General features: G+C 62.7%; 18 protein-coding genes and 2 tRNA genes. 10 read left to right on the forward strand and 10 right to left on the reverse strand.

Going from position 1 to position 16033, the window contains the following annotated elements; all coding sequences use genetic code 11:
* Positions 1-8 precede the first annotated feature (8 nt).
* A tRNA-Asn gene (locus tag RA21_RS01440) sits at positions 9-83 on the reverse strand.
* Positions 84-154: 71 nt separating this feature from the next.
* A complete protein-coding gene (locus RA21_RS01445; RefSeq protein ID WP_039145670.1) occupies positions 155-1072 on the reverse strand; it encodes an MBL fold metallo-hydrolase in 918 nt (305 codons plus the stop codon).
* A 73-nt stretch (positions 1073-1145) separates the two neighbouring features.
* On the opposite strand from RA21_RS01445, the gene RA21_RS01450 reads away from it, so the two are divergent.
* Entirely contained in the window at positions 1146-2465 is a 1320-nt protein-coding gene (locus tag RA21_RS01450; protein ID WP_039145671.1) for an ATP-binding protein, read from the forward strand.
* Between the two features lie 108 nt (positions 2466-2573).
* Here RA21_RS01450 and RA21_RS01455 read toward each other — a convergent pair whose 3' ends face one another.
* A complete protein-coding gene (locus tag RA21_RS01455; protein ID WP_019297442.1) occupies positions 2574-3758 on the reverse strand; it encodes a hypothetical protein in 1185 nt (394 codons plus the stop codon).
* 360 nt (positions 3759-4118) lie between these two features.
* On the opposite strand from RA21_RS01455, the gene RA21_RS01460 reads away from it, so the two are divergent.
* On the forward strand, positions 4119-4382 hold the full coding sequence (locus RA21_RS01460; protein WP_019297443.1) for a spike base protein, RCAP_Rcc01079 family: 264 nt from the start codon (positions 4119-4121) through the stop codon (positions 4380-4382).
* The gene (locus tag RA21_RS01465) at positions 4382-5086 is read left to right on the forward strand and encodes a hypothetical protein (protein ID WP_039145672.1); all 705 of its coding nucleotides are present in this window, start codon (positions 4382-4384) and stop codon (positions 5084-5086) included. Before RA21_RS01460 ends, RA21_RS01465 begins: the two co-directional genes overlap by 1 nt.
* A gap of 103 nt (positions 5087-5189) precedes the next feature.
* Here the strand turns inward: RA21_RS01465 and RA21_RS01470 are convergent.
* Positions 5190-5265: transfer RNA gene (locus RA21_RS01470), tRNA-Ile, on the reverse strand.
* Positions 5266-5302: 37 nt separating this feature from the next.
* On the reverse strand, positions 5303-6238 hold the full coding sequence (locus RA21_RS01475; protein WP_052257564.1) for a LysR family transcriptional regulator: 936 nt from the start codon (positions 6236-6238) through the stop codon (positions 5303-5305).
* 119 nt (positions 6239-6357) lie between these two features.
* On the opposite strand from RA21_RS01475, the gene RA21_RS01480 reads away from it, so the two are divergent.
* The 3 genes from RA21_RS01480 to purN all read left to right on the forward strand — a co-directional run bounded on the left by RA21_RS01480 (position 6358) and on the right by purN (position 9102).
* Positions 6358-7338, forward strand: coding sequence for an MBL fold metallo-hydrolase (locus tag RA21_RS01480; protein WP_039145673.1), 981 nt, complete (start codon positions 6358-6360; stop codon positions 7336-7338).
* A gap of 124 nt (positions 7339-7462) precedes the next feature.
* Entirely contained in the window at positions 7463-8509 is a 1047-nt protein-coding gene (gene purM / locus RA21_RS01485; RefSeq protein ID WP_039146459.1) for a phosphoribosylformylglycinamidine cyclo-ligase, read from the forward strand.
* Complete coding sequence (purN, locus tag RA21_RS01490; RefSeq protein WP_039145674.1) at positions 8506-9102, forward strand: phosphoribosylglycinamide formyltransferase; 597 nt, start codon at positions 8506-8508, stop codon at positions 9100-9102. The genes purM and purN overlap by 4 nt, the downstream gene beginning before the upstream one ends.
* Here purN and RA21_RS22495 read toward each other — a convergent pair.
* The gene (locus RA21_RS22495; RefSeq protein ID WP_019297449.1) at positions 9099-9284 is read right to left on the reverse strand and encodes a hypothetical protein; all 186 of its coding nucleotides are present in this window, start codon (positions 9282-9284) and stop codon (positions 9099-9101) included. The genes purN and RA21_RS22495 overlap by 4 nt on opposite strands.
* 231 nt (positions 9285-9515) lie before the next feature.
* On the opposite strand from RA21_RS22495, the gene rnd reads away from it, so the two are divergent.
* Positions 9516-10673: a ribonuclease D gene (gene rnd, locus RA21_RS01495; protein ID WP_039145675.1), complete on the forward strand. Its 1158-nt coding sequence runs from the start codon at positions 9516-9518 to the stop codon at positions 10671-10673.
* A 72-nt stretch (positions 10674-10745) separates the two neighbouring features.
* Here rnd and RA21_RS01500 read toward each other — a convergent pair whose 3' ends face one another.
* Positions 10746-11255, reverse strand: a complete 510-nt coding sequence (locus RA21_RS01500; protein ID WP_039145677.1) for a hypothetical protein — start codon at positions 11253-11255, stop codon at positions 10746-10748.
* 134 nt (positions 11256-11389) lie between these two features.
* On the opposite strand from RA21_RS01500, the gene RA21_RS01505 reads away from it, so the two are divergent.
* Positions 11390-11800 carry a SufE family protein gene (locus RA21_RS01505; RefSeq protein WP_019297452.1) on the forward strand — a complete coding sequence of 137 codons (411 nt, stop codon included), beginning with the start codon at positions 11390-11392 and terminating at the stop codon, positions 11798-11800.
* 60 nt (positions 11801-11860) lie between these two features.
* Here RA21_RS01505 and RA21_RS01510 read toward each other — a convergent pair whose 3' ends face one another.
* Both RA21_RS01510 and RA21_RS01515 read right to left on the reverse strand, forming a co-directional pair.
* Entirely contained in the window at positions 11861-12571 is a 711-nt protein-coding gene (locus RA21_RS01510) for a DUF1638 domain-containing protein (protein WP_039145679.1), read from the reverse strand.
* A gap of 1 nt (position 12572) precedes the next feature.
* On the reverse strand, positions 12573-13271 hold the full coding sequence (locus RA21_RS01515) for a corrinoid protein (RefSeq protein WP_019297454.1): 699 nt from the start codon (positions 13269-13271) through the stop codon (positions 12573-12575).
* Between the two features lie 222 nt (positions 13272-13493).
* Here RA21_RS01515 and RA21_RS01520 point away from each other — a divergent pair, with 222 nt between their 5' ends.
* Both RA21_RS01520 and RA21_RS01525 read left to right on the forward strand, forming a co-directional pair.
* Positions 13494-14573, forward strand: coding sequence for a PA0069 family radical SAM protein (locus RA21_RS01520; protein ID WP_039145680.1), 1080 nt, complete (start codon positions 13494-13496; stop codon positions 14571-14573).
* A 73-nt stretch (positions 14574-14646) separates the two neighbouring features.
* Positions 14647-14925 (forward strand): acylphosphatase, encoded by a 279-nt coding sequence (locus RA21_RS01525; RefSeq protein WP_019297456.1) that lies wholly within the window; start codon positions 14647-14649, stop codon positions 14923-14925.
* A gap of 77 nt (positions 14926-15002) precedes the next feature.
* Here the strand turns inward: RA21_RS01525 and bmt are convergent, their stop codons facing one another.
* Positions 15003-16025 (reverse strand): betaine--homocysteine S-methyltransferase, encoded by a 1023-nt coding sequence (bmt, locus tag RA21_RS01530; protein WP_039145682.1) that lies wholly within the window; start codon positions 16023-16025, stop codon positions 15003-15005.
* Positions 16026-16033: the final 8 nt, after the last annotated feature.

Below are 16033 nucleotides of genomic sequence, written 5' to 3' on the forward strand. Positions count from 1 at the left end.
GCTTATTATGGCTCCGGCGGTAGGGATCGAACCTACGACCAATTGATTAACAGTCAACTGCTCTACCGCTGAGCTACGCCGGAACGGTCCGTGCCGTATAGCGTTCCCGCAAATGGGCGTCCAGAGGGCAGCGGGCACTTTTTTTTGAAAAAATTCAGCCCTTCGAAAACTCAAAGACCGACGATGCCGACAGGGCGCCTTGAGGCTCTGCCATGCCACGGCCTGTGAGGTCCACCAGATGGGCAAAGACGTTGCGCTCCGCGGCCTTCAGCAAGGCAGGCGGGGTGCCGGTGTATATTTGCTCCGCCAGGCTGCGGGCGGTGGCCGGCGCTTGGGCCAAAGCAGCCAGAATGGCGGTTTCGCGCGATTCCCTGTGGGCAATCAGCCAGTCGAGCCGTTCTTGCGGATTATGAATGGGCGCTCCGTGGCCCGCATGAAAGACCCGCCAGCTGCGCTGCCGCAGGCGGCGGCTGGACGCCATGAAATCGGTCAGGTCGCCATCCGGCGGCGACACCAGCGAACTGGCCCAGCCCATGACATGATCAGCGGTAAAGCAGGCGTCGTTCCAGGCCAGGGCTATGTGGTTGCCCAGGTGGCCGGGGGTGTGGATCACTTCCAAATCCCAGCCGTCGCCGCTGATGACCTCTGCATCATCCACCGTGATATCGGGGGCGAATTGCCTGTCGATGCCCTCGCCGCCGCCTGCCAGCCCTTCCTTTGCCAAACGAGACATGACGGCGCTGCGGCCTGCCTGCGGCCCGCCAAAGGCATAGACCGGCGCGCCGGTGGCCTGACTCAGGCCGCGGGCCAGCGGCGAATGGTCCAAATGGCTGTGGGTGACAATGATATGGGTGATCTGCTGGCCGGGCTGCACTGCCGCAAGGATAGCGGCAAGGTGCGCGTCAGACTCCGGCCCCGGGTCGATCACCGCCAGACCGCCGGTGCCCAAGAGATAGGTGTTGGTGCCGCGGTAGGTCATCGGCGACGGATTCGGCGCCAGGATGCGGCGCAGACCCGGCTCCAGCTCCTCGGCCAGTCCGGGTTGCGGGTTGAAGTCGTCCGGTGCCTGCATGGTGCTGCCTCATTGATGATTTCCCGGCCCGGGCAATCTTCCCTCTTTCCCCGGCGCCCTATAGGCTTAGCCCATGTTCTTCCAATGGCTCAAACGATATATGCCGCGCAGCCTTTATGCCCGGGCGGCCCTGATCCTGGTGGTGCCGATCGTGGCGCTGCAGATCGTGATCTCTGTTGTGTTCATCAAGCGCGACCTGGAGGACGTGACGGTGCAGATGACCGCAACCATCCAGCGCGAGATGGAGCTGTTGCGCCAGATCGCGGATGCAGCACCGGACCAGGAGACGGCGCTGGTCCAGATCGCTCCGCTACTGAAGCCCTTGCAGATGCAGGCGCAGTTTCTGCCGCCCGGTGCGTCGCTGCCGGAGGATGAATTCAGCCTGATCGAGTTTTCCGGCCGGGTGGTGCGCGAGGAAATGCAAAAGACCTTTCCCGGGTTTCTGGCGGCGCGGTTCCTGCCGGACCGGATGGTGCAGATCTATTTCGGCACTTCACACGGGCTGATGGAGCTGAGCTTTGACCGCCGCAGGCTGACTGCCGCAGCGCCGCACCAGTTGATTGTCACAATGCTGCTGTTCGGCTTTTTCATGATGATGATCTCCTTCCTCTACATGCGCAACCAGCTGCGTCCGATCAAACGGCTGGCCAACGCGGCAGAGGCATTCGGGCGCGGCCGGGCAATGCCGTACTCACCCTCCGGCGCGACAGAGGTGCGGGCCGCGGGCAGCGCCTTTCTGGACATGCGTGCCCGCATTGAACGCCAGATTGAGCAGCGCACCCTGATGCTGTCCGGGGTGAGCCATGATCTGCGCACGCCGCTGACCCGGATGAAGCTGGAACTGGCGATGCTGGACGAGGAGGATGCAGCCCCGATGCTGCGCGACGTCGACGAAATGCAGGCGCTGCTGGACGCGTTCCTGGATTTCTCCCGCGGCGCGGCGGTCAGCGAGCCAGAGCCGGTGGACCCGCAAGAGCTGGTGCGCGGGATCATCAGCGATTGGCAGCGCCAGGAGCAGCAGGTGACATTGGGCGAGATGACCGGCGAGGGGGAGGTGATGCTGCGCCGCCAGCCGATGCAGCGGGCGGTATCCAACCTGATTTCCAATGCGGTTCGCTATGGCTCCTGCGCAAGGGTTTCCGTTGCGGTGACCGACAAATCCATGCGGATCAGGGTTGAGGACGACGGGCCGGGCATCCCGGCAGAACAGCGCGGCGACGCGGTGCGGCCTTTCACCCGGCTGGATCCGGCGCGCAATCAGAACCGGGGCTCCGGCGTCGGGCTGGGGCTGGCGATCGTGGCGGATACCGCACGCGCCCACGGCGGCACCCTGCGGCTGGGCGAAAGTGCCGATCTGGGCGGGCTCAAGGCGGATATCGTCATCGCCCGCTGAAACGGCCCGTGCAGAAACAGATCTGGCGGCCGCAAACGGGACCGCCAGCATCGTTATTTCTTGGCTTTTTCAGGCCGGCGCTTCTGGCATCAGCCGCGCAGCTGGAGGTCAGGCCAACTCCTTGGATAGGGTGTTAAAGCCGGTCTCAATCGCCGAAGCAGCCTTGACCAGGTTCTCGCCGCCGGAGGCAATGCTGGTCACCGCGGTGCTGAGGCCCAGGCTGCCGACCCAGATCACCCATTTGGCCCACACCGGGTCCTTGTGGCGCAGGGCGTCGACGGCCTTTTGCGAGTTGTCACGGAACTTCTCGGCTGGCTTGATGCTGACGTGATAGGCTTCGATGCTCTTGATCAGCTTGGCGGTTTCCTTGCGCGTGGCCTCCATGGCAGCAAACAGCCCATCCAGCTTCTTGCTCTTGTAACCGCGGTCCTTGGCCATCTTGCCCAGTTTCTTCTCGATCTCCTTGTCGAGCTTGCTCTGCTTGTCGAGAAGTTTGTTCAGTTCCTTGCCCAGTGCGGCGATTTCCAGGTCGATGTTCTTGAGTTTGGCCTTGTAGGTTTCCAGATGCTTGTCGACCCGGTTGAAACCCGCGGTTTCGATCATCAGGAAATCGGCCAGAAACTCCTTGCCGATCTCCTTGGCCTTCACCTTGGCCTTGGACTGTTTTTCATAGGCCGAAACCAGCTGTTTCAGCGCCTTCTCCAGCTCACCGTGGATCTTGACGATGTCGGAGGTCACTTTCTGCACCGCGCGCGCCACTGAAACGATGCTTTGCGCAATGCCATAGATGCTGGCGGCAATGGAAACACCGCCGGTCACCGCACCCGCCGCCAGCGAGGCAGTGGAGCCGATCGCACAGGCGCTGCCGAGCACAATCGCACTGACCACTTTGATGCGGTACTTCTTCCGGTCCTTGTTGGCCTGTTTCCACTTGTCGAAATGCTTGGTCGCGACCTGTTCAATCGACTTTTCGTATTTGGCAAAGATCTTCTTGATATCGGCGTCCAGCTCTTTGCATTCCTTGTCGCTCAGCGGCATCACCGAACCCAGATTGTTCGCTGCATCCACCCGAAGGCAGCATTCGTTCAGCAGCTTTTTGTATTCTTTGGTGGCATCATCATACAGCTTGGCGACAAAGCGGGCGTCGGTGTCGAGTTCCTTGGCAACGCTCTTGTCGACCTCGACGGTGGCGGTGAAGTTCATGTTGCCGAGCTGAACAAATTTGGGCTTCACCTTCTTGGTGACCTCATTTTTCACGTCAGCTTTGATGATGGTGAGCTTTTCTGTCGCCATATTCCTGATGCCTCTTAAATAATCTTGCGGCGGGGGCGGCGCCTGAAAACAGTATCGAAATCGCTACGGAACAAGTAATTTGCCCTGCTCTGAAGCCACCCTACCGGACGGCGGGGATTGTGAAAGCAAAAAGCTTACAGCCGGGTGAAGGCGGCCTGAGAATGGCGTGATCCTGCAAGTTTCTATGGCTTGGCGCCGCCTGGCCCGATGCATCAGGCTGCGCTCCCCAAACTGGACGCAGGGTGTTGCGCCGGGCAACCAATCAGCGCACGCCCGGTTTTCCGTATCTTCGTTTCTTCTGTGTATCTCTCTGGTTCAGGGGAAGCAGTCCATGAGCGCAACCTGCCTGGGAGTTACCACATGCCTCAGATTGATCCATTCACCAGTTTCCGCCGCGGGTTGGAAAGCCCGGCCACCCACCATCTGTCCATTACCCCGCAGGACGGAGTGGATCTGCCTGTCAGACCCAGGGTCCTGCGGGTGCTGGCCTCCGGCGATCTTGCCATGCGCGATGAGGCTGGAACAGTGATGACCTATGCGGTCACGGCCGGAGAAACCATCGGGTTCTCGGCGGTTGGCATCGAAGCAACCGGCACAACGGCATCTGTCGCGGGGTGGTACTGATGCTTGGGCTGGGGTTATCCGTTACCGGCACTGCACTGCAGGGGGGCACAACCCGCCCTGCCAGTGCGGGCCTGATCGGGTGGTACAGTGCCAAGGCGGCAGGAACCATCACACGCGGGGCAGGGGAGGAGGTCACTGCCGTCGGCAACCTTGTTCTCGGCGGCGCCAGCCTCGGCAAGCTGTCCGGCGGGGGACCGGTGTACGCGGCTTCAGAACCTTTGGCCGGCGGGCGCCCGGCGCTGGTCTGGCCGGATGCGGCAAATGCCAGCGGATTGGCGCTTGCAGCGGACGCGCTCGTCAAGGAAGTGTTTGCAGTCATGGCCTATGCCGATGGCACGCGGGGGGCGTTTGACACATATAACACGCTGATCACCGATCTCGCAGGTCTTGATGCCAGCAGCGCCAACCGCGTTATGGGCCATGAGGGCAACCCTGGCGTTTTCACACCCTCTCTGCCGCCCGGGATGACAATCCATCTGAACGGCGGAGCGGCAACCGCCACATTGCTGCCGTTGCCGCTGTCAGTCGTGCATATCAAATCCGCAACCCCTTTTGCGCTGGCAGCCATTGGTGGGCGCAATAATGGGATCAACCGGGCGTGGCGCGGGCCCGTGTGCGAGGTGCTGGCTTATTCGGAAACACTGGATGCAGAAGCAGCCGGCCGCAATGTCCGCTATTTGAAACAGGGTTGGGGCATTGGGTAGGCGTTTCGGGATGTGCTGCCGATGCCGGCCAGCGAGGCTGCCACCTGCCGCGGATTAGGGGTGAAAACTGTACCGGGTACAGAGAGGCTGCAGGCGGATGACGTGGTAGGCCCGGCAGGATTCGAACCTGCAACCAAAGCGTTATGAGCGCTCTGCTCTAACCGTTGAGCTACAGGCCCGCCATGAAAATGTGGTTAGGAAATGAAGCGGAGAAGGTCAAGCGGTGATTGCAGAGGCCAAGGGCGTTTCCGTGCTCTGGGCCCCGAGCAGGGATTCCAGCCGGGCAACTGTTTGCTCTATAGTCAAATCCCGGCGCCGGTCCGGCGTGCGGCGCGAGGGATAGACAGCAAACACGTCTTTTAATGGCGCCTCATATCCGGGCAGAACCTGCTCATATTCACCGCTGGCCAGTTGTTCTTCGACCATGAAGCGGGGTGCACGGGTATACCCCGATCCGCTGCTGACGGCATGCATGATAAGGTCCGGATCGTCGGCGGTGAAGCCGACCTGCACCGGCGCAGGATACTCCTGACCGCCGCGGCGCAATGGAAAGAACCCGCGGGTCTGATCCTCGTGGTGCTGAATGAACTTGAGCCGTTTCAGCTCCTCCGGCGTTTGTGGCCTGCCTTCGCGGTCCAGATAGTCCGGGGTGGCAAACAGAACCGTTTCCAGGGTGGAGATCTTGCGCCCGAAGCCGTCGGTGTCGCCCAGCCGCCCGGTGCGGATCGCCAGGTCGAACCCCTCGCGCACGACATCGACCAGCCGGTCCTCCAGCCGCATCACGATGTTCAGGTCCGGGTGTTCGCGGTTCAGGTCCAGCAGCATCGGCCCGATCACGCTGCGCCCGAGAAAGGAGTTCACGCTGATCCGGAAAGTGCCGGAGACGCTGCCCTCCAGCGCGTCGACTTCGGCTGTCATGCGGTTGTAGCCGGACAGCAGGGTCTGCGCATGGCTGAAAACCAGGTCGCCCGCGCGGGTGGCGTGAATGCCCTTGGCGGTGCGGTGCAGCAACTGCTGGCCCATCAGCGCCTCCAGTTGCTTGATCTGCTGGCTGACTGCAGACTGGGTAATACCGCGGCGCTGGGCAGTGCGGTTCAGGCTGCCTTCATCGAGGGCGATAGTGAATGTCTCCAGCAGGGTCAGCTTGTCCATGGCATGCCTATAAGAGTTGCTAATAGCCGTTATCGGTTCTGCCGGGCTGTAAGCTGCGAAAATGCGGCCTTAAGTCCGGTGCACGGGAATATTTCCTGAAACAGATATTGGAGTTTCTTATGACAATCAATCGCAGGGCATTTCTGAGCGGGCTGGCAGCGGCTCCGGCGGCGGCACTGGCAAGCGGGCTCGCTGGCAGCAATTGGGCTTGGGCGGCTGAGGGTTCAGCGGCGGCTGGCCCTGTCATCCACCCGTTCAGCCTTGGGGATGCCAGGATCACCGTGCTGCTGGATGGCCATCTGCCGCTGGGAACCCAGTTGTTCAATGACTACGATGCTGCCAAGGCGGAAGCGGTGCTGGCACAGGGTCTGCACCGGCAGCAGAACGATGCCCTTCAGATCCCGGTCAATGGCTACCTGGTGGAGCGCGGCGGGAAGAAGCTGCTGATCGACACCGGCACGGCGCAATTGATGGGGCCGGGCCTGGGGGCGCTGGGCGCCGGACTAGCAGCGGCAGGCGTTGCGCCGGAAAGTATTGATACTGTACTTTTGACGCATATCCACCCGGATCATTCTGGCGGGCTGATCACGCCGGACGGTGCCGCGGCCTTTGCCAATGCCGAACTGGTGGTTGCGCAGCGGGAATGGGACTTCTGGCATGACGATGCCATCATGGCCGGTGTGCCGGAAAGCAGCCGCGGCTTCTTTGAGATGGCCCGCCGATCCGTCGCGCCATATGCCGACCGCCTTCAGCTGCTGCAGGGGGAGGGCGAGGCCGCACCCGGCTTCACTGCGCTGGAACTGCCGGGCCATACGCCGGGCCACACCGGGTTCATGCTGGATACCGGCAGCGAGGGGCTGCTGTTCTGGGGCGATCTGATCCACAGCGCCGCGCTGCAGTTTGCGCTGCCGGACTGGACCATCGCCTTTGACACAGATCCGGCCCAGACCGCCCAGACCCGGCGCAAGATGATGGACCGGGCGGCGGCTGACAACCTGCTGGTTACCGGCGCGCATCTGGACTTTCCGGCGCTGGGCCGGGTGCTGCGGCAGGGAGAGGCCTTTGCGTATCAGGCAGCGCCCTGGCAATTCGGGATCTGAGACCGCCATTGCTGTCGTGAAAACCGCTCTGCTGCGCTGTCGGGGCTGGCGCAGCAGATTCCCTAGTTCCCTTCTGATGCGCCTTGCGCTAAAGGCTGCGCAACCGATTTGAAGGAGCCAAATGATGACCAGCGGCAAGAACGGCCTGACCTATGCAGATGCAGGTGTGGACATTGATGCGGGCAACGCCCTGGTTGACCGGATCAAGCCGGCCGCCAAGCGCACAAACCGCCCCGGCGTGGCCAGCGGGCTGGGCGGGTTCGGCGCGCTGTTTGATCTGAAGGCTGCAGGCTACAACGATCCGATACTGGTTGGCGCCACCGATGGTGTCGGCACCAAACTGCGGATCGCCATCGACACCGGTGTGGTGGACGGTGTTGGCATCGACCTGGTGGCGATGTGCGTCAATGACCTGGTCTGCCAGGGCGCTGAGCCGCTGTTCTTCCTCGACTATTTTGCAACCGGCAAGCTGGAAACCGACGTCGCTGCCCGCATCATCGAAGGCATCGCCGAGGGCTGCGTGCGCTCCGGCTGCGCGCTGATCGGCGGCGAGACCGCGGAAATGCCGGGCATGTACCCGGAAGGAGATTTTGACCTCGCGGGCTTTGCCGTGGGCGCCATGGAGCGCGGCACCGCGCTGCCTGAGGGCGTGGCTGAGGGCGACGTGCTGCTGGGGCTGGCGTCTGACGGCGTGCACTCCAACGGCTATTCGCTGGTGCGCAAGCTGGTTGACGTTTCCGGCCTGGGCTGGGACGCGGACTGCCCGTTCGGCGAAGGCACCCTGGGCGCGGCGCTGCTGACCCCGACACGTCTGTATGTGAAGCAGTGCCTGGCCGCAGTGCGGGCAGGGGGCGTGCATGCGCTGGCCCATATCACCGGCGGCGGGTTGACTGAGAACCTGCCGCGGGTGCTGCCCGAGGAGCTGGGCGCCGATATCGACCTGAACGCCTGGGACCTGCCGCCTGTCTTCAAGTGGATGGCCGAGACCGGCGGCATTGCCGAAGCGGAGATGCTGAAAACCTTCAACTGCGGCATCGGCATGATCCTGTCCGTTTCCGCGGACCGCGCTGACGAGCTGGTTAAAGTTCTGGAAGCGGAAGGCGAGACCGTCGCCCGCCTGGGCACCGTCACCGCAGGCGCCGGCATGCGCTATTCGGGCAAGCTGCTGTGAGCCACAAACGGGTTGCCATTCTGATTTCCGGCGGCGGCTCCAACATGGTGTCGCTGCTCGAGAGCATGACCGGCGATCATCCGGCGCAGCCCTGCCTGGTATTGTCCAACAATGCCGATGCCGGCGGGCTGGCCAAGGCCGCTGCGGCTGGTGTCGCAACCGCAGTGGTGGATCACCGCCCGTTCAAGGGCGACCGGGAAGCCTTTGAGACCGAGCTCGTGAAACCGATTTTTGAGGCCGGTGCGGACATCGTCTGCCTGGCCGGTTTCATGCGGGTGCTGACTGCAGGGTTCGTCTCGCAATTCGAGGGGCGGATGCTGAACATCCACCCCTCCTTGCTGCCGAAATACAAAGGGCTGCACACTCATGCCCGCGCGCTGGAAGCGGGCGACGCAGAGCATGGCTGCACCGTTCATGAGGTAACACCGCTGCTGGATGACGGCCCCATTCTGGGTCAGGCGCGGGTGCCGGTGCTGGCAGGTGACACGCCGGACGCGCTGGCCGCGCGGGTGCTGGAGCAGGAGCACAAGCTCTATCCGGCGGTGCTGCGCCGCTTTGCCGCGGGCGACAAGACGCCGGTTCTGCTGCCTTAACGGGTTTCCTGCACGGCCGCGCTGTTTCCGCGCCAGTCCAGCTGTTCGACTTGCTGTTCCGGCGCCATCAGTGCGGGCAGGCCGATCAGCACCAGCAGCAAGGCTGCCGCAAGCACCGGAATCAATCCTCGGGACAGCGTGAAACCACCGGTTTTGGCGGGGGAAAGATCAAGTATGGTCATCGTTAGTCCTCCTGTTACGGGTGTATCCCCAATCTAGGAGCACGGTATTCATAATGAAAATGAATGTTTGAAAAGGGTAACATCACAAGATGTGAACCCATGTGGCGCCCGTGTGCTGGCGGCCACAGCACCGCTGGCAGAAATCTTTGCCCGGCCTCGCACCTGTTTGCATTGGCCGGGACAAGCGCGTATCACGGCCCGGTCTTACTGATAATGAAAAAGCCGTAATTGATGAAAACTCTGACCTCTACCGAAGAACTGCAGGCCTTCTGCGAAGCTGCAGCGCAGCACGCCTATGTCACGGTGGATACCGAGTTTCTGCGCGAACGGACCTATTATTCCAAGCTCTGCCTGATCCAGCTGGCCTTTGCCGGGGACGGGGAGAACGACGCGGTTCTGGTTGATCCGCTGGCCGATGGCATCTCGCTGGAGCCGCTGTATGAGCTGTTCCGCAACGAGAATGTGGTCAAAGTGTTCCACGCCGCGCGCCAGGATCTGGAGATCTTCTGGGTCGACGCGCAGGTCTTTCCGAAGCCGCTGTTCGACACCCAGGTTGCGGCGATGGTCTGCGGCTTTGGCGAGCAGGCCGGCTATGAGACGCTGGTGCGCAAGATCGTCAAGCAGGGGCTGGACAAGACCTCGCGCTTTACCGACTGGTCGCGCCGTCCCTTAAGCGAGGCGCAGAAAACCTATGCGCTGGCGGATGTGACCCATCTGCGCAAGATTTACGAGTTCCTTGCCGCGGAACTGGACAAAAGCGGCCGCGCCCATTGGGTGACCGAGGAACTGCAGGTGCTGACCGATCCTGCGACTTATGACATTCAGCCCCAGGACGCCTGGAAACGGGTGAAAACCCGCACCAATTCCGGTAAATTCCTGGCCGTTGTGCGTGAGCTGGCAGCCTTCCGCGAGACCTATGCGCAGTCCAACAACGTGCCGCGCAACCGGGTGTTCAAGGATGATGCGCTGGTCGAACTGGCCTCGACCAAGCCGCGTAATCCGGGGGATCTGGGCGGCTCCCGCCTGCTGCTGCGCGAGGCTCGCAAGGGCGCGATTGCCGACGGTATTCTCGAGGCCGTGGCCAAAGGCGTTGCCTGCCCGGCTGAGAAGCACCCGAAGATGGACCGCAGCAAGGAGAAGCTGCAGGTGAACCCGGCGCTGGCGGATCTGCTGCGGGTGCTGCTGAAGGCCAAGACAGAAGCCGAGGGCGTGGCCGCCAAGCTGATCGCGCCGAGCGCGGATCTGGATGCGATTGCCGCGGGCCTGCGCGATGTGCCGGCCCTCAGCGGCTGGCGGCGCGAGGTCTTCGGCGCCGATGCGCTGCGGCTGTGCGAGGGCAAGATCGGCCTGGCTGCCAAGGGGCAGGACGTGAAGGTGGTTGAACTCTGACTACCCGGCCAGTGTAACAACCCAAAAGAAAACGCCCGCATCTGCGGGCGTTTTCTTTTTCTGGGGTAGGGCTTAGCGGCGGCGGCTTTCCCGCGCGTTTGTCTCGCCGTTCACCCGCACCAGGCGGATCTCCTGCAGGTCCTGGTTCGACAGAGTGCGGGCGGCGTGCAGAGTGCGGCTGAACTCGGTTCCGGTGATTGTCGGCTGTTCCGGATACACGATCCGGAAGTCGTAGGTCAGGACACCTTCCTCGGTGCCGTCAACCCGCCGCAGTTCGACGTCGAAGGCGCCCTGGCGCGCGGCGACGCCGGTAGCGTGGATGATAGCGCCCGTGCTGGTCCGCTCAATCTCCAGGCTGTCGATCCGGCTGATCAGGACGCTTTTGTCCTCGGGCGGTTTCTTGGCAAAAATGCCGCGCGCATTGCTGTCCTGCGGCAGCAGCGGATTGACGTTCTCCGCCACTTCCACCTCTGCCGGTTCCGAGCTGCCAAACCAGTTGGAGGGGTTCAGCCGTGAATCCCGCCAGCCGCACGCCGAAAGCACCAGCGCGCAGGCCAAAGTAAGAGCCAATGGTTTATGCATCTGTCCCCGCCCATTCAAAATGTCTTTGCAACGGATTACCCGATTGGCTGCAGCTTGAAAAGCGGTTGAAAAGGGGCGGGCAGGGGCTTAGGTGCTGATCTGCACCGGATGCGGGTTTTGAGGATAGACGGACGATGGCCACTGCCGCCTTTGAAGAGATCGTGGAAGACTTCGAGTTCATGGAGGACTGGGAGGACCGCTACCGCCATGTGATCGACCTCGGCAAGGCGATGGAGCCGCTGGACGATGCGCTGAAGGTGCCTGCGACCAAGGTCGACGGCTGTGCCAGCCAGGTGTGGCTGCATGCCACCATCGAGGGCGGTGAGTTCCGGTTCGACGGCGACAGTGACGCGATGATCGTGCGCGGCCTGATTGCGGTGCTGCGCTGCCTCTACAACGGGCTGCCGGTGGCCGAAGTCGCGGCAGTGGATGCCAAGGCAGAGCTGGGGCGGCTGGGGCTGAATGAACACCTGTCCTCGCAACGGTCCAACGGTCTGCGGGCGATGATCGAGCGGGTCCGCGAAACAGCGATGGCGCAGGCCTGAAGCGGGGCGAGGGGCCGGCCCCTCGCGCTCCCCGGAGTATTTCTGGAAAGATGAAAGGGGCTACCTGGCCCAGTTCGTCATGGCGGTTTCGAGGTCGCCATAACCGGTGTGGCGGTGTTCAAACGCCAGGCCCATCCGGTCTGCGCATTCGCGGGCCTTTTCCACCAGTTTTGGATCGCTTATCTGCGACTGATAGACCAGCTTGGTGTAATTGCCGAACACCATGTCCCGCAGCTCCGGGTTCTTGTCCAGGCCCATCGGGCGCCAGACAAAGGCGTCGAACTGCTTGACCAGAAAATCGGTGAGGTAAAAGGCTGTGATTTCTCCTTCTTCCGAGTGGCGGGCAAAAGTCTCATTACCCTCAAAGAAGGAATAGCAATGCGGGCCTGCGACCATCTCAACGCCCAGCTCCGCGCATTTTCGCTCCAGCGCGCCGCCGGTGCCGCAGTCGGCATAAACCACGAAGATCTTGTCATAGACCGCTGAATGCTTGGCCACGGCGCCGTCAACGGCGTCAACGATCTGTTCCGGGTAGAGGTGCAGTTTGGCAGGCAGGCAGGTGAGGTCGATGTGATCCATGCCGTTTGCGTCCTTGATGGCAAGGATCTCGCGCGCCAGCGCGCCGCAGGCGATCAGCAGGATGCGGCCAGTCTTCTTTTCGGGCGCGGCCAAGCCCTGTTCGGTGAGGGAGCTTTCCTCAAGCGTCCGCCCGGTGGGGGGGCGGAAGGCAGCCCGCTCTGTCAAGCGGGCTGCACGTCCTTTGCGTGCCAAATCAGGCGCTCATCGAGTTGTGCTTGCGCGCAACGAAGTCCTTGGCCATTTCCACGGCCACGGCTGCGTCACGGCAGTAGCCGTCGGCGCCGATTGCCTTGCCGAACTCTTCGTTCAGCGGCGCGCCGCCAACCAGCACGATGTAGTCGTCGCGCAGCCCTTGCTCGACCATGGTGTCAATCACCACCTTCATGTAGGGCATGGTGGTGGTCAGCAGAGCCGACATGCCGAGGATGTCCGGCTTGTGCTCTTCCAGCGATTCCAGGTAGTTCTCGACCGGGTTGTTGATGCCGATGTCGACAACTTCGAAGCCCGCGCCTTCCATCATCATGGACACCAGGTTCTTGCCGATGTCGTGGATGTCGCCCTTGACGGTGCCGATGACCATGGAGCCAACGCGCGGGGCGCCGGTTTCGGCCAGCAGCGGCTTCAGGATGGCCATGCCGCCCTTCATCGCGTTTGCCGCCAGCAGCACTTCGGGAACGAACAGGATGCCGTCGCGGAAGTCTGCGCCGACGATGGTCATGCCGCCAACCAGTGCCTTGGTCAGGATGTCGTAGGGCGTCCATTTGCGCTCGAGAAGGATGTTCACGCCTTCTTCGATTTCCTCTTTGAGACCATCATAGAGGTCGTCAAACATCTGCTGAACAAGTTCCTCGTCATCGAGTTCCGAGAGGATGATGTCTTCTTCGTCCGACATGCGCCTAATCCTTGCTGACGGGGGAATCCCCGGTGTTGGCCTATTTCTGAGGCTTTTGTGACAGAATGCTGTTTGCGAACTGCATTATTTGCGACACTGCCGCGTTTCTAACCGACGTATAGAGACAAATCCGGCGCAAGAATAATGAAGATTCCACATGGAAATCTTCGATTTTGCCCATTTGTTCTTTATTTGTTCTCTTGAGGCGGTTATTTTGCGTCCATGCCGTCGGAAATTACGCCACACACCTTGCGCCGCAAAACACGCGCCAGCCTCAGCAATGCGGCAGGCCGGTTCGATATGGCGCGGGAGGATGTGGATGACGGTTGGTTTCAGGACGTGCCGGACGCGGTGATTCCCACTGAAGTGCGTCTCGAGACGGCGCGCTCGCTGATCACCTACAACCGTTCACCCGATCTGCCGTTTGACCGGTCCATCAATCCCTACCGCGGCTGCGAGCATGGCTGCATCTACTGTTTTGCGCGGCCGACACATGCTTATCTGGGGCTGTCGCCTGGGATGGATTTTGAGACCCGGCTGATCGCACGCCCAAATGCTGCAGCGGTTCTGCGCAAGGAACTGTCGGCGCCGCGCTACAAGGTGGCCGCGATTGCGCTTGGCACCAATACGGATCCCTATCAGCCGTGCGAGCGGGATCTGCGCATTTCGCGCGCCTGCCTGGAGGTGCTGCGCGACTTCAACCACCCGGTGGCCATTGTGACCAAGGGCGCCATGGTGGAGCGGGACCTGGACATCCTGGCGCCGATGGCGGCCAAGGGGCTGGTAAGAGTGGGGATTTCCGTCACCACGCTGGACCCGGATCTGTCCCGCCGGATGGAGCCGCGGGCGCCGCTGCCCGCCCGTCGGCTGGCGGCGATCCGGCGTCTGACGGAGGCCGGGGTGCCAGTGCGGGTGATGACTTCGCCTGTGGTGCCGGGGCTGACGGATCATGAGCTGGAGGCGCTGCTGGCCGCCGGGGCAGAGGCGGGCGCGGATGCTGCCAGCTGGATCATGCTGCGGCTGCCGCGGGAGGTGTCGGAACTGTGGCAGGAATGGCTGGCCGAGCATGAGCCGGGCCGGGCGGCCAAGGTGATGGCGCGGCTGAGGGAAATGCACGGCGGGCGCGATTATGACCCGCGCTGGGGCCACCGGATGCGGGGCGAGGGGCGTTATGCCGAGATGATCGCGCAGCGGTTCAAGGCCGCCTGCAAGCGGCTGGGCCTGCAGGAGCGGACTGGACCGCTGCGCAGCGATCTGTTTGCCCGGCCGCCGCAGCCAGGCGACCAGCTGGCGCTGTTCTGACCGGCTCTTGATCAGCAGGCGCTGCGTTTTTGTGGTATGCTTGGGCCCTTCATGACGGAAAGGAAGGTTCCCAATGACCACTGTTGCTATGAAAGCGCGTGTCACGGGACGCGTGCAAGGCGTGGCCTTCCGCACCTGGGCGCGGGCGGAGGCGCTGCGCCACGGGCTGACGGGCTGGGTCCGCAATGAACCTGATGGATCGGTCAGGGCCTTGCTGATGGGGCCGTCGGACAGCGTCGCGGATATGGTGCGCCACATGGGCCGCGGCCCCGGTGCTGCTTCGGTCAAGGATGTTCTGACGGAACGGACCGATCCGGACCCGGGGATCAGCGGTTTTAGTATCACCGGATAGGCCAGGCCCGCGGGAAAAATTTGGCGCCGCGTTTTAAAAACGCGGCGCCATACGTCATTCCGATGACTGCTGCAGGGTCAGGCGCGGCGGCGTCCGCGGCGGCCGCGGCGCTCGCCGCCAGCGTTCGCATCCTCGCCGGTGCCATCGCTTTCAGAGGTGAAGGGGCCAAGCACTTCGACGATTTTCTCCAGCGCCGGAGCGTCGCCGCGCGGGCGGCTGTCCAGTGCGTCGCGCATGGAGCGCAGATGCGCCGGCATGGTGCCGCAGCAGCCGCCGATGATCTTGGCACCGGAATCGCGCGCCATCACCGCATACTCACCCATCAGTTCCGGGGTGCCATCGTAATGGATGTGGCCGTCGACGTATTTCGGAATGCCGGCGTTGCCCTTGGAAATAATCGGGCGCTCAGTGCCTTGTGCGGCGAAGCCGAGCACGGTGCGCAGGATGTCGGAGGCGCCGGTGCCGCAGTTGGCGCCAAAGGCCAAGGGAGCGTTTTCGAACTCTTCCACCAGCTGCGCCAGGTCAGAGGAGGTCACCCCCATCATGGTGCGGCCCGCGGTGTCAAAGCTCATGGTGCCGCACCAGGGCATGTCCGCCAGCTTGAAGGCTTCGGCTGCGGCGCGGAATTCTTCCGGGGCGGAAATGGTTTCCAGCCACAGCACATCGGCGCCGCCTTCCTTGAGGGCATCGGCCTGCTCGTGGAACATCTCAACCGCCAGGGCGTGGGACATCTCGCCGACCGGTTCGAAGATTTCGCCGGTTGGGCCGACGGAGCCGGCAACGGCGATCTTGCGTTCCGCCTTGTCGGCAACCTCGCGGCCCAGTTCGGCAGCGATGCGGTTCAGCTCGCGCACCCGGCCCTGCGCGTCATGCAGTTTCAGGCGCGCGGCGGTGCCGCCAAAGCTGTTGGTCAGGAACAGGTCGCTGCCGGCATCCACCGACCCCTGGTAAAGCGCCAGTATTTTCTTGGGTTCATCGACGTTCCACAGCTCTGGCGCGTCGCCGGACTGCAGGCCCATGGCAAAGAGGTTGGTGCCGGTCGCGCCATCCGCCAGCAGCACGTCTTTTGTTTCCAGAAGCTGTTTGAAAGTGTTTGTCATCGGTTGAG

The sequence above is a fragment of the Leisingera sp. ANG-DT genome, assembly GCF_000813785.1.
Taxonomy (GTDB): domain Bacteria; phylum Pseudomonadota; class Alphaproteobacteria; order Rhodobacterales; family Rhodobacteraceae; genus Leisingera.

Excerpts from the sequence above, each read along its gene's own strand:
- RA21_RS01445 (WP_039145670.1), bottom strand. The coding sequence starts at position 1,072 with ATGCAGGCACCGGACGACTTCAACCCGCAACCCGGACTGGCCGAGGAG.
- RA21_RS01450 (WP_039145671.1), top strand. The coding sequence starts at position 1,146 with ATGTTCTTCCAATGGCTCAAACGATATATGCCGCGCAGCCTTTATGCC.
- RA21_RS01455 (WP_019297442.1), bottom strand. The coding sequence starts at position 3,758 with ATGGCGACAGAAAAGCTCACCATCATCAAAGCTGACGTGAAAAATGAG.
- RA21_RS01460 (WP_019297443.1), top strand. The coding sequence starts at position 4,119 with ATGCCTCAGATTGATCCATTCACCAGTTTCCGCCGCGGGTTGGAAAGC.
- RA21_RS01465 (WP_039145672.1), top strand. The coding sequence starts at position 4,382 with ATGCTTGGGCTGGGGTTATCCGTTACCGGCACTGCACTGCAGGGGGGC.
- RA21_RS01475 (WP_052257564.1), bottom strand. The coding sequence starts at position 6,238 with ATGGACAAGCTGACCCTGCTGGAGACATTCACTATCGCCCTCGATGAA.
- RA21_RS01480 (WP_039145673.1), top strand. The coding sequence starts at position 6,358 with ATGACAATCAATCGCAGGGCATTTCTGAGCGGGCTGGCAGCGGCTCCG.
- purM (WP_039146459.1), top strand. The coding sequence starts at position 7,463 with ATGACCAGCGGCAAGAACGGCCTGACCTATGCAGATGCAGGTGTGGAC.
- RA21_RS22495 (WP_019297449.1), bottom strand. The coding sequence starts at position 9,284 with ATGACCATACTTGATCTTTCCCCCGCCAAAACCGGTGGTTTCACGCTG.
- rnd (WP_039145675.1), top strand. The coding sequence starts at position 9,516 with ATGAAAACTCTGACCTCTACCGAAGAACTGCAGGCCTTCTGCGAAGCT.
- RA21_RS01500 (WP_039145677.1), bottom strand. The coding sequence starts at position 11,255 with ATGCATAAACCATTGGCTCTTACTTTGGCCTGCGCGCTGGTGCTTTCG.
- RA21_RS01505 (WP_019297452.1), top strand. The coding sequence starts at position 11,390 with ATGGCCACTGCCGCCTTTGAAGAGATCGTGGAAGACTTCGAGTTCATG.
- RA21_RS01515 (WP_019297454.1), bottom strand. The coding sequence starts at position 13,271 with ATGTCGGACGAAGAAGACATCATCCTCTCGGAACTCGATGACGAGGAA.
- RA21_RS01520 (WP_039145680.1), top strand. The coding sequence starts at position 13,494 with ATGCCGTCGGAAATTACGCCACACACCTTGCGCCGCAAAACACGCGCC.
- RA21_RS01525 (WP_019297456.1), top strand. The coding sequence starts at position 14,647 with ATGACCACTGTTGCTATGAAAGCGCGTGTCACGGGACGCGTGCAAGGC.
- bmt (WP_039145682.1), bottom strand. The coding sequence starts at position 16,025 with ATGACAAACACTTTCAAACAGCTTCTGGAAACAAAAGACGTGCTGCTG.